The sequence below is a fragment of the Micropruina sp. genome, assembly GCF_047607385.1.
Lineage (GTDB): Bacteria > Actinomycetota > Actinomycetes > Propionibacteriales > Propionibacteriaceae > Micropruina.
In genome coordinates this window covers 1-17,314 of sequence record NZ_JASGDE010000162.1, presented here as the reverse complement: position 1 = coordinate 17,314, position 17,314 = coordinate 1, and the positions used below count along the sequence as shown (strand labels likewise).

12 protein-coding genes and 1 tRNA gene are annotated in these 17,314 nt (G+C 71.4%); 3 read left to right on the top strand and 10 right to left on the bottom strand.

Annotated features, from left to right (window positions below; genetic code table 11):
* The first annotated feature begins 87 nt into the window (after window positions 1–87).
* Window positions 88–2,940, top strand: coding sequence for an IPT/TIG domain-containing protein (locus tag QM582_RS14290; RefSeq protein ID WP_415085481.1), 2,853 nt, complete (start codon window positions 88–90; stop codon window positions 2,938–2,940).
* Window positions 2,941–2,949: 9 nt separating this feature from the next.
* Here the strand turns inward: QM582_RS14290 and QM582_RS14285 are convergent, their stop codons facing one another.
* The 8 genes from QM582_RS14285 to QM582_RS14250 form a co-directional block, all read right to left on the bottom strand.
* A complete protein-coding gene (locus QM582_RS14285) occupies window positions 2,950–3,963 on the bottom strand; it encodes a hypothetical protein (RefSeq protein ID WP_415085479.1) in 1,014 nt (337 codons plus the stop codon).
* A gap of 61 nt (window positions 3,964–4,024) precedes the next feature.
* Window positions 4,025–4,100: transfer RNA gene (locus QM582_RS14280), tRNA-Thr, on the bottom strand.
* Between the two features lie 68 nt (window positions 4,101–4,168).
* Window positions 4,169–5,752 carry an alpha/beta hydrolase gene (locus QM582_RS14275; RefSeq protein WP_415085477.1) on the bottom strand — a complete coding sequence of 528 codons (1,584 nt, stop codon included), beginning with the start codon at window positions 5,750–5,752 and terminating at the stop codon, window positions 4,169–4,171.
* 38 nt (window positions 5,753–5,790) lie between these two features.
* Entirely contained in the window at window positions 5,791–6,501 is a 711-nt protein-coding gene (locus QM582_RS14270; protein ID WP_415085475.1) for a DoxX family protein, read from the bottom strand.
* An 86-nt stretch (window positions 6,502–6,587) separates the two neighbouring features.
* Window positions 6,588–7,727: a DNA polymerase III subunit delta' gene (locus QM582_RS14265; protein ID WP_415085474.1), complete on the bottom strand. Its 1,140-nt coding sequence runs from the start codon at window positions 7,725–7,727 to the stop codon at window positions 6,588–6,590.
* The gene (gene tmk, locus QM582_RS14260) at window positions 7,724–8,377 is read right to left on the bottom strand and encodes a dTMP kinase (protein ID WP_415085472.1); all 654 of its coding nucleotides are present in this window, start codon (window positions 8,375–8,377) and stop codon (window positions 7,724–7,726) included. Before tmk ends, QM582_RS14265 begins: the two co-directional genes overlap by 4 nt.
* A 5-nt stretch (window positions 8,378–8,382) precedes the next feature.
* Window positions 8,383–11,097: a type I DNA topoisomerase gene (gene topA, locus QM582_RS14255; protein ID WP_415085470.1), complete on the bottom strand. Its 2,715-nt coding sequence runs from the start codon at window positions 11,095–11,097 to the stop codon at window positions 8,383–8,385.
* Between the two features lie 98 nt (window positions 11,098–11,195).
* A complete protein-coding gene (locus QM582_RS14250; RefSeq protein WP_415085468.1) occupies window positions 11,196–12,677 on the bottom strand; it encodes a methyltransferase in 1,482 nt (493 codons plus the stop codon).
* A gap of 53 nt (window positions 12,678–12,730) precedes the next feature.
* On the opposite strand from QM582_RS14250, the gene QM582_RS14245 reads away from it, so the two are divergent.
* Window positions 12,731–14,281: an amidohydrolase gene (locus QM582_RS14245; RefSeq protein WP_415085466.1), complete on the top strand. Its 1,551-nt coding sequence runs from the start codon at window positions 12,731–12,733 to the stop codon at window positions 14,279–14,281.
* A gap of 4 nt (window positions 14,282–14,285) precedes the next feature.
* On the top strand, window positions 14,286–16,553 hold the full coding sequence (locus QM582_RS14240) for a DEAD/DEAH box helicase (RefSeq protein WP_415085464.1): 2,268 nt from the start codon (window positions 14,286–14,288) through the stop codon (window positions 16,551–16,553).
* On the opposite strand, the gene QM582_RS14235 is transcribed toward QM582_RS14240, so the two are convergent.
* Together QM582_RS14235 and QM582_RS14230 are read right to left on the bottom strand one after the other, a co-directional pair.
* Entirely contained in the window at window positions 16,523–16,915 is a 393-nt protein-coding gene (locus QM582_RS14235; protein ID WP_415085462.1) for an Rv3654c family TadE-like protein, read from the bottom strand. The genes QM582_RS14240 and QM582_RS14235 overlap by 31 nt on opposite strands.
* Before the next feature lies 1 nt (window position 16,916).
* Window positions 16,917–17,252, bottom strand: coding sequence for a TadE family type IV pilus minor pilin (locus tag QM582_RS14230; protein WP_415085460.1), 336 nt, complete (start codon window positions 17,250–17,252; stop codon window positions 16,917–16,919).
* Window positions 17,253–17,314 lie beyond the last annotated feature (62 nt).

Sequence of the window (17,314 nt, the reverse complement as noted above, 5' to 3'; positions counted from 1 at the left end):
GGTGGTTCGGCGACAGCGTGGGCCGAGCCGACCCCGCCGCCGACTCCGGCGCCGGTCTCGACGCCCAGCAGGGCCCCCGCACCGACGGTGACCGGCGTGGCCCCGACGCGCGGGCCGGCGTCCGGGAAGACGCTGGTCACCGTGACCGGGACCGGCTTCAGCAAGGCCCTGAAGGTCTGGTTCGGCTGGAAGACCGGCCAACAGCTGCGGGTGCTTTCCGACACCAGGCTGACCGTGCTGGCGCCGGCTGGACGAGGCACCGTGGACGTCCGCGTCCTCACCAGGGCCGGCACGTCGCGGGCCTCCGCACCGACCAGGTACCGCTACGTCGACGCACCGCGCGTCTTCACGCTGCGACCGGACTCGGCCGGCACCGACAACCCCACCAAGGTCACCATCAGCGGCGACAACTTCATCGACGTCTCCGCAGTCAGGTTCGGCAACTCCCCGGGCACGGACGTCCGGGTGCTGTCGGAGCATCGGCTCACCGTGACCACCCCGTCGCACAAGGCGGGCACGACCACCGTCCGGGTGGTCACCACCTATGGCAGCTCCAAGCCGGCCTGGCAGACCCGTTTCACCTTCGTCGCGCCACCGCAGGTGTCCTGGATCTCACCGAAGACCGGGCCGGCGACCGGCGGCACCATGGTCACCGTCCACGGCTCCGGATTCAACAAAGCGACCCGGGTCACCTTCGGCGGCACCCCGGCCAAGAACCTGAAGGTGATCAACGACCGAAAGCTCACCGTGACGGCACCGGCAGGCCAGTCCGGCAGCACGGTGGACGTCGCGGTCACCGGCAAGTACGGCACCAGCAAACCGCATGCCGCCGCCCGCTACCGCTACGAATCGGTCTGCACCCCCACCGTGATCGCAGTCAGCGGAAGCATCGCCGCCAACACCACCTGGCAGCCGGCAAGTTGCGGGACGGTCTATCGAGTCAGCGGCACGGTGACCATCGCCAAGGGCGCCTCTCTCACCGTAGCGGCGGGCACCATCGTGAAGTTCGAGGACAATGCCGCACTGTCGGTGGACGGCTCGCTGATCGTCGAGGGCACCACCGCCAACCCGGCGATCTTCACCGGCATCCACGATGACACCGTGGGCGGCGACACCAACGGCAACGGCAACCAGACCAGTCCCCGGGCTGGAAACTGGGGCAGCATCCGGTTCAACGACGACGCCAATCTCCGCGCCAACGCGCTCACCCTGCGCTACGGCAGCGGCATCGACGGCAGCATCGAAGCCGGCAAGGATCCCGATCTGTCGGTGTTCCGGCTGACCAACTCGGTGTTGGCGCACAACACCGCCGGAATCGTCGCCTTCCACAGCAACGAGACGGCAGACCCCGCACGGGAGATCACCATCACCGGTACCACCCTGACCGATTCGGGCACCATCGCCGTTTCCAGCCTCGGCGCGTACAACGTCGGCAACTCCTCCGATCCCGCGGTTCCGGTCACGGTCTCCAGCAATTCGGTGACCGGCTCGACCAGTACCCAACCGGCCTATTCGATCTGCGACGGAACCCTGCAACCGTCGCTGCTCACCGGCAACACCGGCAGCAACAACAAGGTCAACGCGATCCGGCTCTGCGGCACCATCTTCGAGAACTGGACGCTGCCCACCACCGGCCTTCCCTACATCATGGGCAGCGTCAAACTCAGCGATATCCCCGGGTCTCCACGAACACCGCGAGTGACGTTCACCATCCCGGCCGGCGCGATCCTCAAATTCGACGATGCCGGAAGCCTGAGCGTGACCAACGGCTCCCTCATCGTCAACGGCACCGACGCGAAGCCGGCGATCGTCACCAGCATCCACGACGACACCGTGGGCGGCGACACCAACGGCAACGGCAACGCCACCAGCCCCCGAGCCGGAAACTGGGCTGGTATCAGCGTGGTCAGCGAGGTTTTCCCGGCAGAGACCGAGGCCTACACCGCCGCTGCCACACTCACGGCGAACCGGCTCGACCTGCGCTACGGCGCCGGAATCACCGCGGCCCGGGCGGACAGCTTCCAGCTGAGCAACTCGACCCTCCGCGACAACAGCGCCGGCATCGACGTCAGCCGCACCCAGGCGCTCTGGTTCAACCCGGGTGCGATCACCATCACCGACAACACCCTGATCCGCTCCAGCGGCATCGCGGTGCAATCCGACCCTCCGGATCCCCGGTTCAGCGGATACGGGGGAACGATCCAGGTCACCGGAAACGACGTCACCGGAAACACCACCGGCGCGCCGGCCTATTTCTACTCCGAGCAGGATTTCAGCCCGGCAGCTCTGGCCAGCAACACCGGCAGCAACAACAAGGTGAACGCCATCTACATCAGCGGCCGAATCGGAGACTGGACGGTACCCACCACCGGACTGCCGTTCGTGGTCACCGGACGGACCTCGACGCTCGGCACCCTCACCGTTCCGGCCGGCGCCGTCCTCAAATTCGGCATCGGAGGACTCCTGGAGATCGGTCTCGACGGATCGCTGGTGGTGAACGGAACGGCCGACAAGCCCGCCGTCTTCACCAGCATTCGCGACGACTCGGCCGGCGGCGACGCCAATGGCGACGGCAACGCCACCAGCCCGAAGGCCGGCGACTGGGCGGGCATCGACGTCACCGGCTGGTTCGACGCCGGAAGGGGAAACGGTGGAAACGGCCGCGCCTCGGTCGCGATCAACGGCCTGACCATGCGCTACGGATACGGAATCGACTCGATGCCCGGCATCGACACCACGTTCCGCATCACGAACTCCCTGCTGGTCGACAACGCCTCCGCCAACAGCGGCAAGGGCATCTTCGTGATGCGGGGCGGCCCGGGATCCACCACGATCACCGGAAACACCCTGACCAGGTCCGGGGCCATCCAGATCGTCACCACGGTCGACGAGAAGGACGCCGGGCCCGTGGAGGTGTCCGACAACACCGTCAACCCGTGACGGGCTGAGTCAGCCGAGCTTGGCGATCTCGGCGGCCAGTTCGGCGTCGGCAAGTTCCGGCACGGCGATCGCCGTGCAGGTCTTGCCGACGCCGCGGCAGAACACCGCCGTGGGCATCTGCTGGCCGCCGGTCATGTCGAGCCAGGACTCACCGTCCTGTTCGGTGTCGTAGAGCCCGACCGGGACGCCGAACGGCTGCCCGGGCAGGGAGTCTCTCGGGCTGCCCGGCAGCTGCAGCACTCCGGCGAGCTTCGGCAGGCTTCCGCTGTGCACGCGGTCGATCCGCGCGAGGGCTCCGCGCAGCTCGTCCTCGCCACCGATCACGATCAGGGCCGGGCCCTGGGTGTAGTCGGTCATCCGGATGGTTCCGCCGCCGACCGCGGGCAGGACCGCACCGGTCTTTCCGGGCTTCGGCGGCGTCACCTTGGTGGGCGTGGGCTTCCGCCACTTCAGCCCCGGGCGGTCGATGGCGAAGAAGTCGTCGGGCACCTGGACGCCGACCTCGAAGGACTCCGCCTGCCACTGGTAGCCGGCGGTCAGGGTCGCCTTCAGCATCGTCTCGGGGTACTCGGCGTCGAAGACGGCTTCAGTCGGTTCGCCACCGGTCGGGGTGCAGGTCCAGATCGTCGTGCGTCGCCCGATGAACTCACCGGTCCCGGTCTGTTCGGCGTTGGCGCACTGCTTCTCGACCGCGCTCACCGGTGAATCCGGCGCGGGCAGCACCTCGAAACGCAGGCAGCCCCTCGAATCGCAGCGCACCTGGGTGGTGCCGTCCGAGGCGTCGAAGAGCTCCAGCTCGGAGCCCGGGTTGTCCGGGTAACGGGTCCGGCTCCGGACGCCGTCGGTGGTGATCTCGGTCTTGCCCGATCGTGGGCTGTCCGCGGGTCCGAAGTAGGCGGTGAGCCGGGTGATCGGCCGCGGCCCGGACGGGGTTGCCGAGGGAGTCGGTGAGCCCGCCGGTGCCACCGGGGCACAACCGGCCGCCAGCAGCATCAGCACGACGAGGTATTTCGCAGAGGTCACGGGCGCAGGGTACGAAGCGGACCGGTGATCGGGCCAGGTGGCAGTATTGCCACCTCCACCATGGAGCCGCCTTGGGGAGTCGAACCCCAGACCTATTCATTACGAGTGAATCGCTCTGCCAACTGAGCTAAGGCGGCATGCCGGACGCGGCCGGCGACGTCCAACTATAGGCCAGCGGCCGGTCCGGGCGCGATTCGTCGCCGGGTCACCGGCAGCGGGTGCCGTCGGCGGGCACCTCGCCCTTGGTCAGGTAGTCGATCACCAGGGTGTCGACGCAGCTGGACTTGCCGCCGAAGGTGCCGTGTCCCTCCCCCTCGTAGGTCAGCAGCACACCCGAGGTGAGTTGCTCGGCCATCGTCACGGCGTTCTGGTAGGGCGTCGCCGGATCGCCGGTGGCGCCGATCACCACGATCGGGGCCGCACCCGAACCGGTGGGCTTGACCAGCGGTCCGCTGTGCACCGGCCACAGCGCGCAGGTGTAGCCGGGCCCGAAGTACTTGCCGTAGATCGGCGCCTTCTTCTGGTCCGCCACCCAGCGCTGCTCGGCCTCCACCACACCCTCGTCCTTGGAGTCGGCGCAGCCGATCGCCGGAAAGGAGTAGAACAACGAGCCGTAGCTGCCGTCCTCGGTGCGGTCGTTGAGGCCGTCGGACGACTTCAGCAGCCGGGTTCCGTCGCCGGCGAGCGCGGCCTGCAGATCGCGGGCCAGCACCTGCCAGGCCGGGACGCCGCCGTACAGGTAGCCGGCGATGCCGGTGGCGGCCAGGCTCTGGGTGAGGGTCCGGTCGCCGACGGTGAGCGGTTCGCCGTCCAGCTTGTCGAGGAAGTCGGTGATGGTCTTCAGCACCGCGTCCTTGCCGGCCCCCAGGCTGCAGCCCTGGCGGGCACACCAGGCCGCGAAATTGCCCAGCGCCAGGTCGAAGCCCATCGCCTGGATGACCGAGTCGTCGTCGGTGATGTCGACGGCTGCGTCCAGCACCAGGCGTCCGACCCGTTGCGGGAACAGCTCGGCATAGAACGAACCGATCTGGGTGCCGTAGGAATAACCCACGAAGGACAGCTTCTCGTCGCCGACCAAGGCCCGCATCAGGTCGAGATCGCGGGCGGTGTCGACGGTGGAGATGTGGTTCAGCAGCTCGCCGCTGTTCTCCCAGCAGGCCTTGCCGAACTCGTAATTGCCGACGATCAGCGCCTGGGTCTCGGCGTCGTCGTCCGGCGAGGAGTCGAGCTGCGCGTAGGCGTCGGTGGCGGCGTTGCCGTAGCAGGTCACCGGGGTGGACGCGTTCGTGCCGCGAGGATCCCAGCCCACGATGTCGTACTGTTCCAGGCCCTTGGAGGCGAAGTAGGTGACCATATTGCGCCCGGACGCGCCCGGCCCGCCCGGGTTGATGAACAGGGTGCCCAGCTTGGGCGACTGGGTGGCCCGCTTCCGGGCCAGCGCCAGGGTGATCGCCTGGCCGGACGGGTTGGCGTAGTCGAGCGGGGCGAGGATGGTGGCACAGTCGTAGTTGCTGCAGCGCCGCCACTGGATCGACTGCTTCAGGTAGCCGGTCAGCCCGTCCCCGGACAGGCCGTCGGCGAAACCGTCCGGTTTGGCGTCCGAGGGGGCCAGCCGGGGCCGGTCGATCTGGAACCCGGGAGTCTGCGATACCCCGATCACCTCACCCGCCGGTGCTGCCGAACTGGCCGACGGGCTGGGCGCGGGCTGGCTGGGGCCGGCGTCCGGGACGCAGCCGGTCAGCACCATCAGCGCGACGGCGCCGGCGGCCCAGCGAGGGAGAATGCGCACGAGCACAATCTAGTGGCCGGCCCCAGAGCAGCTTCTGCCTAGTCGATCTCGGAGACCCGCTCCCGCTCCCGGCTCTTGCGGAAGCTGCGGTCCAGGCTGAACCCGCCGCCGCCGACGCAGAGCAGCACCAGGCCGACCGCGGCCAGCAGCAGTTCGAGTTCACCGAGGAAGCCGGGACGACCCGCGACGAACGGGCTCCAGTTGCCCCACATCACGAAGGCCAGCGCACCGCCGGTGATCAGCGTGACGCCCAGCCCGGCGAGCCGGGTGAGCAGGCCGAAGACCAGCGCCACCGCGATGGCGAGGGCGGCGACACCGGTCACCATCGCCATGATCGCCGGCTCGGGAATGATCGTGGTGGCGAACTGCGCCGTGGCCGCCGCCGGATCGGTGACGATCGCCAGGCCGCGCACTGCCATGATCGCCGCCACCACCAGGCGGAGCACGAACAGGGCGAACCCGCCCAGGAAACGGTCGGTGGTGCGCCGGGTGATCACGATCGGCTCGGGGGCCGGGGCGGGACGGACGTCGGGCGCGGCCAGCGCGGCCTCGCGCGCTTCCCGCCGGGCGGCCCGCTCGGCCGCCAGCTTGCGCTCTTCCGCGGACAGTTCCGGGGTCGGCTGGACCAGGGTGGGCGCGTCGACCGATGCCGAACGGAAGATGGCTTCGTGGACCGTCGACTCCTCTTCGGTGTCGGGGCGAGCGGGTGCGAACGGGGAAGTCTGCTCGTCGTGAACCGTGTGGGTCATGTTCCTCCTCGACTCCAGTGGCTTTCATCGTGCCTTCCCGCGCGGGTCCCACGCGGACCGACACACCGGGCCGGCCGCAACCGGGATCAGCCGATGCCGGCCACGCTGACCAGCAGCGACTCCATCGCCAGCAACGGCGCCACATTCCCCTCCAGCGCCTCACGGCAGGCCAGGATGGCGTCGATCCTGCGCAGCGTGGCCTCCGGGCCGTCACGCCGGGCGGTGGCTTCGATCTCCGCCCGCTGTTCGGTGTTGATCAGCTCGGCCCCCACCCCGGTCTGCACCATCAGCACGTCGCGGTAGTAGGTGGTGAGCTCGGTGAGCACCCGGTCGAGGGCGTCGCGCTGCAGCCGCTTGGCGCGCGCCTTCTGCTGATCTTCCAGTTCCCGCAGCGCCGCCTGGGCGTGACGCGGACGCGCCCCCTTGGTGCCGAAGCCGAGCGCCTCGGACAGCTCCGTCTTCTCCCGGACGTCCAACTCGGCGGTGCTGGCGGACGCCTCCTGCGCGGCCGACTCGACCAGCCCGGCGGCGGCGTTCAGGCAGTCGGCCAGCGAACCCAGCCGGCCGGGCAGGGTGAGCAGGTCGGCCCGGCGGGTCCGCGCCGCCTCGTCGCGGGCCAGCATCCGGGCCCGTCCGATGTGCCCCTGGGCGGCCCGGGCGGCGAAATCGGCCAGCCCGGGGTCGACACCGTCGCGGCGCACCAGCAGGGCCGCGACGGCGGCGGTGCTCGGGGTGGCCAGTTCGAGGCGGCGACAGCGGGACCGGATGGTCACCACCACGTCGTCCGGGGTCGGGGCGCAGAGTAGCCAGACTGTCTTGGCGGCCGGTTCCTCGATGCTCTTCAGCAGCGCGTCGGCGCCGCGTTCGGTGACCCGGTCGGCGTCCTCCACGACGATCACCTGGTAGCGCCGCAGGGTCGGCGACATGGCCGCCCGGCGGACCAGTTCGCGCACCTCGTCGACACCGATGGACAGCTGTTCGGTGCGCACCAGGGTGACGTCGGGATGGGCGCCGGACAGCGACGTCCGGCAGGCCGAGCAGAGCCCGCAGCCGCCCTGTTCGCACTGCAGGGCGGCGGCGAAGGCGCGGGCGGCGTTGGACCGGCCGGACCCCGGCGGGCCGGTGATCAGCCAGGCGTGGGTCATCGCGTGGGCGTCGCCGGCGACCGCCCGGCGCAGCACGTCGACCGTCCGCTGCTGCCCGACCAGGTCGTCCCACACCGTCATGGCTGGATCCTGCCAGCCGCCGCCGACAATTCCGCCCGCTCCGCGATCAGCTCCTTCACCCGGCGCTGCACCCGTCCGGCGATCCACTCCGGGCTCTCCCGGGCCGGCAGCACCAGGTAGCGTCCGGCGTCCCGCGCGGCCAGCTGCAGGAACAGCCGGCGGGCCCGGTCGTGGAACTCGGCCCCGGCTCCCTCCAGTCGGTCCGGTTCGGCGATGGTGCCGACGGCCCGCTCCGGTTCCAGGTCGAGCAGCACGGTCAGGTCGGGCAGCAGCCCGTCGGTCGCCCAGCGGGCGATCTCGGTGACCTCGGCCAGGTCGAGCACCCGTCCGGCGCCCTGGTAGGCGAGCATCGAGTCGACGTAGCGGTCGCAGATCACCAACTCGCCGCGCAGCAGCGCCGGGCGCACCACCTCGTGCAGGTGATGGGCCTTGTCAGCGGCGTACAGCAGGGCTTCGGCCCGGGGGTCGAGGTCACCGGTGGCAGGGTCGAGCACGATCCGCCGGATCATCTGTCCGGCCGCGGTGTCGCCCGGTTCGAAGGTCAACCGGGCCGGCAGCCCGCGCTGCCGCGCCCACTGCTCCAGCAGCCGGCACTGGGTGGACTTGCCGACCCCGTCGCCGCCCTCGAAGACCACGAACAGCCCGGTCACCGGAGCTACCCCTTCGTGGCGGTCGCCCGCTTGGTGGTCGTGGTCCGCTTGGTCGTCGTGGCCCGCTTGGTGGTGGTGCGGCGCGTCGTGGTGCGCTTCGGCGCCGGGCCCTTGGCCCGCTTCTCGGCCAGCAGTTCGGCGGCCCGCTCGGCGGTGATCGCCTCCACCGAGTCCGATTTGCGCAGGGTGGCGTTCACCTCGCCGTCGGTGACGTAGGCGCCGAACCGGCCGTCCTTGATCACCATCGGCTTGCCGGTGGCCGGATCGGCACCCAGCTCCTTCAGCGGGCCGGCGGCGGCACGGGCCCGTCCGCGGGTCTTCGGCTGGGCGTAGATCTCCTCGGCCTCCTCCAGGGTGATGTCGAAGATCTGCTCCTCGGAGGTCAGCGAGCGCGAATCGGTGCCCTTCTTCAGGTAGGGACCGTAGCGGCCGTTCTGGGCGGTGATCTCCACCCCGTCGGCGGACGTGCCGACCACCCGCGGCAGGCTGAGCAGCCGCAGCGCGTCGTCCAGGCCGATGGTCTCCAGGTTCATCGAGGCGAACAGCGAACCGGTGCGCGGCTTGGCCGACTTCGGCGCCCCCTCCTCCAGCACCTCGGTGACGTAGGGCCCGTAGCGTCCCGATTTGGCGACGATGGTGCGTCCGGTGCCGGGATCGACGCCCAGCTCGCGCTCCTCGGCGGCGGGCTGGTCGAGCAGCTCCTTGGCCCGCTCGACGGTCAGCTCGTCCGGCGGCAGGTCCTCGTCGACGTTGGCCCGGCGACCCTCGGCGTCCTCCACGTAGGTGCCGTAGCGGCCGACCCGCACCGCGATGCCGGAATCGCCCAACGGGTAGGTGGACAGCTCCCGGGCGTCGATCTCGCCGAGCTCGTTGACCAGCGCGTGCAGGCCCTCGTGCGAGGCTCCCTCGGCACCGAAGTAGAAGTCGTTGAGCACCTGCAGCCGGGCCGCCTGACCGCTGGCGATGTCGTCCAGGGTGTCCTCCAGGGCTGCGGTGAAGCTGTAGTCGACCAGCCGCGGGAAGTGCTCCTCCAGCAGCCGGGTGACCGCGAAGGCCAGCCAGGTCGGCACCAGCGCCGAGCCCTTCTTGAACACGTAGTCGCGGCTGGTGATGGTGCGGATGATCGAGGCATAGGTGGACGGCCGGCCGATCTCCAGCTCCTCCAGCTTCGCCACCAGCGACGGCTCGGTGTAGCGGGCCGGCGGACGGGTGTCGTGGCTGAGTGCCTTCACCTCCTCGGCGGTGAGCGCGGCGCCGGCGGCCAGCTGCGGCAGCCGGGCCTGGGCGTCGTCGGAGGTCTCGTCGTCCTCGACACCCACCACGTAGGCCTTCAGGAAGCCGGGGAAGGTGATGGTGCGACCCGAAGCGCCGAAGGTGCAGCGTCCGGTCTCGGTGATCTCGCCGGTGGTGGCGTCGGTCACCGCGATCCGCTGCGGCAGGGTGGCGCCGATCCGGACGCTGACCGTCTCGCCCACCGCGTCCGCCATCTGCGAGGCCAGGGTGCGCCTCCAGATCAGTTCGTAGAGCCGGAGGGCGTCGCCGCTCAGCCCGGTCTCGGTGGGCGTGGCGAAGGTCTCGCCGGCCGGCCGGATCGCCTCGTGCGCCTCCTGGGCGTTCTTCACCTTCGAGGTGTAGACCCGTGGCTTCTCGGGCAGGTAGCGGCCGCCGAACAGCTGCTTCACCTGGGCCCGGGCGGCGTTGATCGCGGTCGCCGACAGGGTCACCGAGTCGGTACGCATATAGGTGATGAAGCCGCGCTCGTACAGGTCCTGGGCGACCCGCATGGTGCGTTCGGCGGTGAAGCCGAGCTTGCGCCCGGCGTCCTGCTGCAGAGTGGTGGTGCGGAACGGGGCGTACGGACGCCGGGTGTACGGCTTGGCTTCGACGGACGCCACCGCGTAGGCGGCCTGCTCGAGCGCCGTGGCCAGGGTCTCCGCCTGCTCGGTGGAGAGGTGGAACAGGCCCTTGCCGGTCAGCTTGCCCTGCGGGTCGAAGTCACGGCCCTGGGCGACCCGCAGGTCGCTGATCTGCTGCAGGGTGGCTCCGAAGACCGGCGGTTCGGCCTCGGCTCCGGCGTTCAGCTGGGCCTCGATACCGGCGTAGCTGGCCGAACGGAAGGCCATCCGCTGCCGCTCCCGGTCGACCACCAGCCGGGTCGCCACCGACTGGACGCGGCCCGCCGACAGCCGCGGCATGACCTTCTTCCACAGCACCGGGGACACCTCGTAGCCGTACAGCCGGTCGAGGATGCGGCGGGTCTCCTGGGCGTCGACCAGGTCGGTGTCGAGCTCGCGCGGGTTCGCCACCGCCTCGGCGATGGCCTGCGGGGTGATCTCGTGGAAGACCATCCGGCGCACCGGAACCTTCGGCTTCAGTTCGGCCAGCAGGTGCCACGCGATGGCCTCGCCCTCGCGGTCCTCATCGGTGGCGAGCAGGAGTTCGTCGGCGCCGGCCAGCTTCGCCTTCAGGTCGCGGATGGTGCCCTTCTTGTCGGCGGCCACCACGTAGAGCGGCTCGAAGTCCTTCTCGACGTTGACGCCGGTGCGGGCCCACTTCTCACCCTTGTACTTGGCCGGCACCTCGGCGGCACCAGTGGGCAGGTCGCGGACGTGACCGCGGCTGGACTCGACGATGTAGCCGTTGCCGAGGAAGCTGGCGATCTTGGTCGCCTTGGCGGGTGACTCGACGATCACCAGTCGGTTCTTGCCTGCTGTTGCCACGTGGATTTCCTCGATGCGGGGGTTGGTCGACCGCGACAGCGGCCTCGGGGGGAATGGTAACCACAAAGCGCGGACACTCGGCTACTCGGGCCGGTCGGCTACCGCAGATAGCCGTCGGCGATCAGCGGACGCAGGCGCGGCAGCAGGTCGGCGCGCAGAGCGGCGGCGTCGGCGTCCAGCAGGTCGGCGACGGCGTCGATCAGGACGCCCAGCGGCAGGTCGCCGTCGCAGGCTCCGGCTACGGCGGCCAGCCCGGTGTCCACCTCGACGGCCCGTCCGAAGCCGGTGCCACGGCGGAAGACGATGTGTTCGGGATCGGCGGCGCCGGGGCGTCCGAGAGCTTCGGAGGCGACCGCCGGGTCGAGGGTGAAGGTGGCGGCCAGCAACTGGTCGTCGAGGAGCTTCGCGGCGCGGGCGGCGTCCGGGAACTCGGCGAAGGCGTCGCCGAGCCCGCCATGCACCTGGTGCGGCCACTCGTCGAAGCGGAGCTCGGGCTCTGCGGCGCCGGCGTTGTAGAGGGTGAGCCAGCCCAGGCCGACCCCGACGATGCCGAGCTGCTCGAAGTAGTCGACCCATTCGGAGTAGCGAGGGCGGTACTCGGAGGTGCCGACCAGGCCGGCGTCGGCCAGCCAGATCTCGATGTACTCGAACGGGTCGAGCCGTTCCCGCTGCAGCACCAGGGCGTCACAGCCGGTGGGCGCGATCCAGGAGGCGAGCCGGGCCTGCCAGGGCTGGTCGGCGGTGATCGCCCAGTTGCCCAGCACCTGCAGCGCGCCGCCCGGGTTGAGCTGTGTCGCCGCGCCGGTGACGACGGCGCGAACCAGCCCGTCGGCGGCGAAGGAGCCCTCGCGGTAGACCAGTCGGGAGGCGTCCGGCGGTGCCATCACGTAGGGCGGGTTGGTGACGATCAGGTCGAACTTCTCGTCGGCGACCGGTTCGTACAGCGAGCCCTGCCGGACGTCGACGGTGATGCCGTTGAGTGCCGCGGTCAGGGCGGTCATCGCGCAGGCTCGGGGGTTGAGATCGGTGGCGATCACCTGGGTGCTGTGGGTGGACAGGTGCAGCGACTGGATGCCGCAGCCTGACCCGAGGTCGAGGGCGCGGGTGCGGGGGTTGCGCATGGTCAGCTGGGCGAGCGTCACCGATGCCGGGGAGAGCCCCAGCACGAAGTCGTCGGACGGCTCGGCGAGGCGTCCGTCCAGGGTCGGGGTGAGGTCGGAGGCCAGCCAGCCGGAGTGCTCGCCGGTGTCGTCGGTGAACGCGTAGGGACGGATCTCGACGGCGGCCCTGATCGCGTTCGTGTCGCCGGGAGCGGGCGACAGGATCGGGGCGAGCCGGTCCAGGTCGCCCAGCACCGCTGCCAGATCGGCGGCCGGGACGTCCTGCTGCAGCGCGAACGCCCGGATCAGGGTGGCCTGCGGATCGGTCGCGCCGGCCAGCGCCCGGTCGGCGGGGACGGTGGCGTTGCGGGCCAGCCCGTCCAGGCCGGGGCCGCCGAGGCGTCCGGCGACCTCGTCGTAGCTGTAGCCGGCGTCCCGCAGCCGGTCGGCGAGATCGTGGGCGATGGTGGGATCGAGCACACCGGCAGCCTGCCACACCCCGTTGACCGGCCTGCCACCGTACGCTGCTGCGCGTGAACGGATCGGTGCTGGTGCGGGGCGTCCGCGTCGTCGACCTGGACGGCTCGTCCTCGGCGTGGCGAGAGCTGTGCGATGTGTCGATCTCCGGCGGGGTGATCGCCGCCGTCGGGCCGGACCTGGCGTCCGTGCCCGGCGTCCAGGAGATCGACGGTGACGGACGCTGGGCGATCCCCGGGCTGTGGGACGCCCACGTGCACGCCGGCCAATGGGTGCGGACCGCCCGGATGGTCGACCTGGCCGGCGCCCCCGACCCGGAGAACGTGCTGGAGCGATTGGCTCGCCCGCTCGCCGAGTTGTCCGAGCGACACCCGACGCGCACCCTGTTCGGCTTCGGCTTCCGGTCGGCCGGATGGCCGCGAAGGGCCACGGTCGCCGAGCTGGACGCGGTCACCGGCAGCAGGCCGGTGGTGCTGATCTCCGGCGACGCGCACAGCGGCTGGCTGAACTCGGCGGCGCTGGCCATGCTCGGGAAACCCGCTCGCACCGACGCGGTCAGCGAGAGCGAGTGGTTCGTCCTGATGCCCCGGCTCGACGGGCTCCCCGGCGCCGCCCCGGACCCCGCGGACTTCGCGACCGCGGTTCACGGCCTGTCCGCCAAGGGCGTCACCGGACTGGTCGACTTCGAGTTCGCCGACAGCTTCGTGGACTGGCCGCCGCGGCTCGCCGCCGGAGCCGGACCGGTGCGGGTGCGCACCGCCGTCTATCCGCACCAACTCGATCGGGTGATCGCGGCAGGCCTGCGGACCGGCGACCCGCTGCCCGGCGCCGGCGGGCTGGCCACGATGGGGCCGCTGAAGGTGATCACCGACGGCTCGCTGGGCACCCGCACCGCCTGGACCCACCAGCCTTACTCCGACGGTCCAGCCACCCCGGAGCACCCCTGTGGCCAGGCCAATTACTCCGTGGCCGAGCTCACCGACCTGATCCGGCGCGCCACCGCGGCCGGACTCGAGGTGGCCCTGCACGCCATCGGCGACCGCGCCAACGCCGCCGTCCTGGACGCCTTCGCCGCCGGCGGCGGACGCGGCTCGGTGGAGCACGTCCAGCTGATCACCCCGGAGGACGCCGAGCGGATGGCCGCCCTTGGCCTGCGGGCCAGCGTCCAGCCCGCGCACCTGCTCGACGACCGCGACCTCACCGACCAGGTCTGGGGCGCCGAACGCGCCGGTCGGTCGTTTCCGCTCCGCACCCTGGCCGACGCCGGCGTCCGGCTCGCGCTCGGCTCGGACGCCCCCGTCGCCGAGCTCGACCCGTGGCTGGCGATGGCCTGCGCCGTGCACCGCAGCGGCGACGAGCGGCCCAGCTGGCACCCCGAACAGGCGCTCACCCCGCGGGAGGCGCTCGCGGCCTCGGTGGACGGACGGCGGCTGCGGCCCGGCGAGCCCGGCGACCTCGTCCTGCTGGACGCCGACCCGCTGGCTCCGGCGAGCCCCCGGGAGGCTGCCTACACGCTGCGGCAGATGCAGGTGCTCGTGACGATCTGCGCCGGAACGGCGACGCACGTGTCGGGTTCCCGATTCTGTCCGCGCCTCGTGACACCCTGAGGCAATGGCCGTGCCGGAGTGGATCGCAGCGCAGGAGCAGGTGCGCCACATCCACCGGCGTCCGGCCCGCCCGGGTCTCACCGCTCCCTTCCCCGACTGGGTGTCGCCCGATGTCCGCGACACCTTGGGCGGCCACGGCGTCCGCACCCTGTGGCAGCACCAGAACCTCGCCGCCCAGGCCGCTTTCGACGGCCGCCATGTGGCGATCAGCACCTCCACCGGCTCGGGCAAGTCGCTGGCCTATCTGCTGCCGATCATCGCCGCCACCGCGGAGGGCCGCGTCGGGACCGGGGCGGAGCGGCACCGGTGGGCGCGACCTGATCGGGCGCACACCGCGCTGTACCTGGCGCCCACCAAGGCGCTGGCCCACGACCAGGCCCGACGGGCCGCCGCCCTCGGCGGCCCCGGCTGGCGAATCTCCACACTGGACGGCGACTCCGACCAGGCCGAGCGCCGGTTCGCCCGTGAGTTCGCCACCTTCGTGCTGACCAATCCCGACATGCTGCATCGCAGCGTGTTGCCCTCCCACGAACGCTGGCAGCCGCTGCTCCGGACGCTGCGCTACGTGGTGATCGACGAAGCGCACCGCTACCGGGGCCTGTTCGGCGCCCATGTCGCGAACGTGCTGCGCCGGCTCCGGCGGCTGTGCCGGCACTACGGTTCCGACCCGGTGTTCGTGTCGGCGTCCGGAACCATCGCCGACCCGGCACGGCATCTGGAGCGGCTGGCCGGGGTCGGCGACGTGCTGGCCGTCGACACCGACACCAGCAGCCGGCCGGCACTGGACTTCGTGGTCTGGCAGGGCGATCAGGATCCACACCGGGAGGCCGCCGGCATGCTGGCCCGACTGGTCGATTCCGGCGCCCAGGCGCTGGCGTTCACGACCTCGCGGATCCAGGCCGAACTGGTCGCCGAACAGGCCCGCCGGCACTGCATCACCCCGGACGAGATCGCCTCCTACCGGGCCGGCTACCTGGCCTCCGACCGCCGGGAGCTGGAGACCGCACTGTCGTCCGGACGGCTGCGTGGCGTGGCCTGCACCAATGCCCTGGAGCTCGGTGTGGACATCACCGGCATGGACGCCGTGCTGACCGTGGGCTTCCCCGGTTCGCTGGCCGCGCTGTGGCAGCAGGCCGGACGCGCCGGCCGGGACGGGCGGGACGCCTTCGCGGTGCTGCTGGCCAAACCCGACCCGCTGGACAGCTGGCTGTGCGACCATCCGGAGGCTCTGTTCGGTGCCGGGGTGGAGGCCACCGTGCTGCATCCCGGGCAACCCACGGCGCTCGCCGCCCATCTGGCCGCCGCCGCCCAGGAACTGCCGGTCTCGGGTCGCGACGAGGAGTACTTCGGCGCCACGATGACCGCCCTGCTGGAGCAGTTGACCGCCCGCGGCGTGCTGCGCCGGCGCGGCACCTCCTGGTATTGGACGGCGCCCAGCCGCGCCGTCGACCAGATCGACCTGCGTTCGATCGCCGGCACCGGGGTGGAGATCATCGCCGCCGACACCGGACGGGTGATCGGCCAGGTGGACACCGCCGCCGCCGATCGCACCGTGCACACCGGCGCGGTCTACCTGCACCAGGGCGAGCAGTGGCTGGTGGAGGACTACGACCTGGACGCCGGGGTCGCGCTGTGCTGCCAACTCCGGGCCGAGTGGTTCACCCAGCCGTCCTCCCAGGTGAGCGTGCGAATCGTCGGCACCGACCGGGAGCGCGCGTTGGGCGGCGGCCGGCTGTTCGCCGGGACGGTGGAGCTGACCACGCAGGTCACCGGGTATCTGCGTCGCGACGCGGTCAGTGGGACCGTCTGGGACAGCACCCCGCTCGACCTGCCGGCACGCACCTTCCGCACCCGGGCACTGTGGTGGACGCTGCCCGATTCGATCGCGCTGCCGGAGCGGGAGCTGGCCGGGGGCCTGCACGCCGCCGAGCATGCCGCGATCGGGCTGCTCGGCGGCTTCACCCCGTGCGACGCCGGCGATGTCGGCGGACTGTCGATCACCCATCACGCCGACACCGGCGCTCCGACCGTGTTCGTCCACGACGGCCTGCCGGGCGGATCCGGCTTCGCCGATCAGGCCTATCAGCTCGCCGAGCGGTGGCTGGCAGCCACCGTCGACCTGCTGGCGGCCTGCGGCTGTGAGCAGGGCTGCCCGCGGTGTGTGGTGTCGGCTCGCTGCGGCTCCGGCAATCATCCGCTGGATCGCCGGTCCGCTCTGGCCGTGCTCGATGTGCTGGTCGGTCACGGCAGTCCCGTCACATTGCCCGCGTAGGCCACGGCCGCGACCTGCTCCGGCATGCCGGGCAAGCGCCAGCCGACGCCGCGGGTGACCCGCACCTCGACCACGAAGTCGATCAGGTCGCCGGTCACTTCACAGCCGGCCAGCCGGACGTCGTTGCGGCCGGCGATCCGCCGCGCCTCGTCGCAGGCGTCGCCGCCGCTGGAGTGGGTCTGCGCACCGGAGACGGCGACCAGGTCGGCCGCCGCTCGCACCGCCCGGGCGGCCGCCGAGTAGGCCAGGGCCAGCACGCCGACAGCGGCCAGCGTCACCAGCGCCATCACGGCGAGCACCACCATCGGCGCGGTCGCCCCGCCTTCCCCGCGGAGCCGCCGGCCCGGCGCCACCTCGTCCATCTCAGCCCTCCTCTCGGGCCACCACGGCCCGGGCGCTCAGCCCGACCGGCGGGATGACGCCACCCCAGGGCCGGGACTGCAGTTCTGCCTCGACGACCACGTCGGCGCCGCTGCCGCTGACCCGGACCCGGGTGCCGTCGGGCGCGTCGTGCTCGGCCCGTCGGGCCGCGGCGGTGTCGCCACGCGCCTCCTGCCGGGCCACTTCCCCGGCCACGGCCTGCAGCTGACCGAGCTGGATCACGATCGCGATCAGATAGCACAGGCCCAGCGTGACGACCGCGGAGAGCAGCACCCCGAACGCCACCTCGACGCTGACCATGCCCCGCTCGCTGCGCATCGGTTCTCCCTTCGGCTTCGACGCCGTCGTCTTCGGCCGTCGGTGGGCGGGCCGGCGCCGGC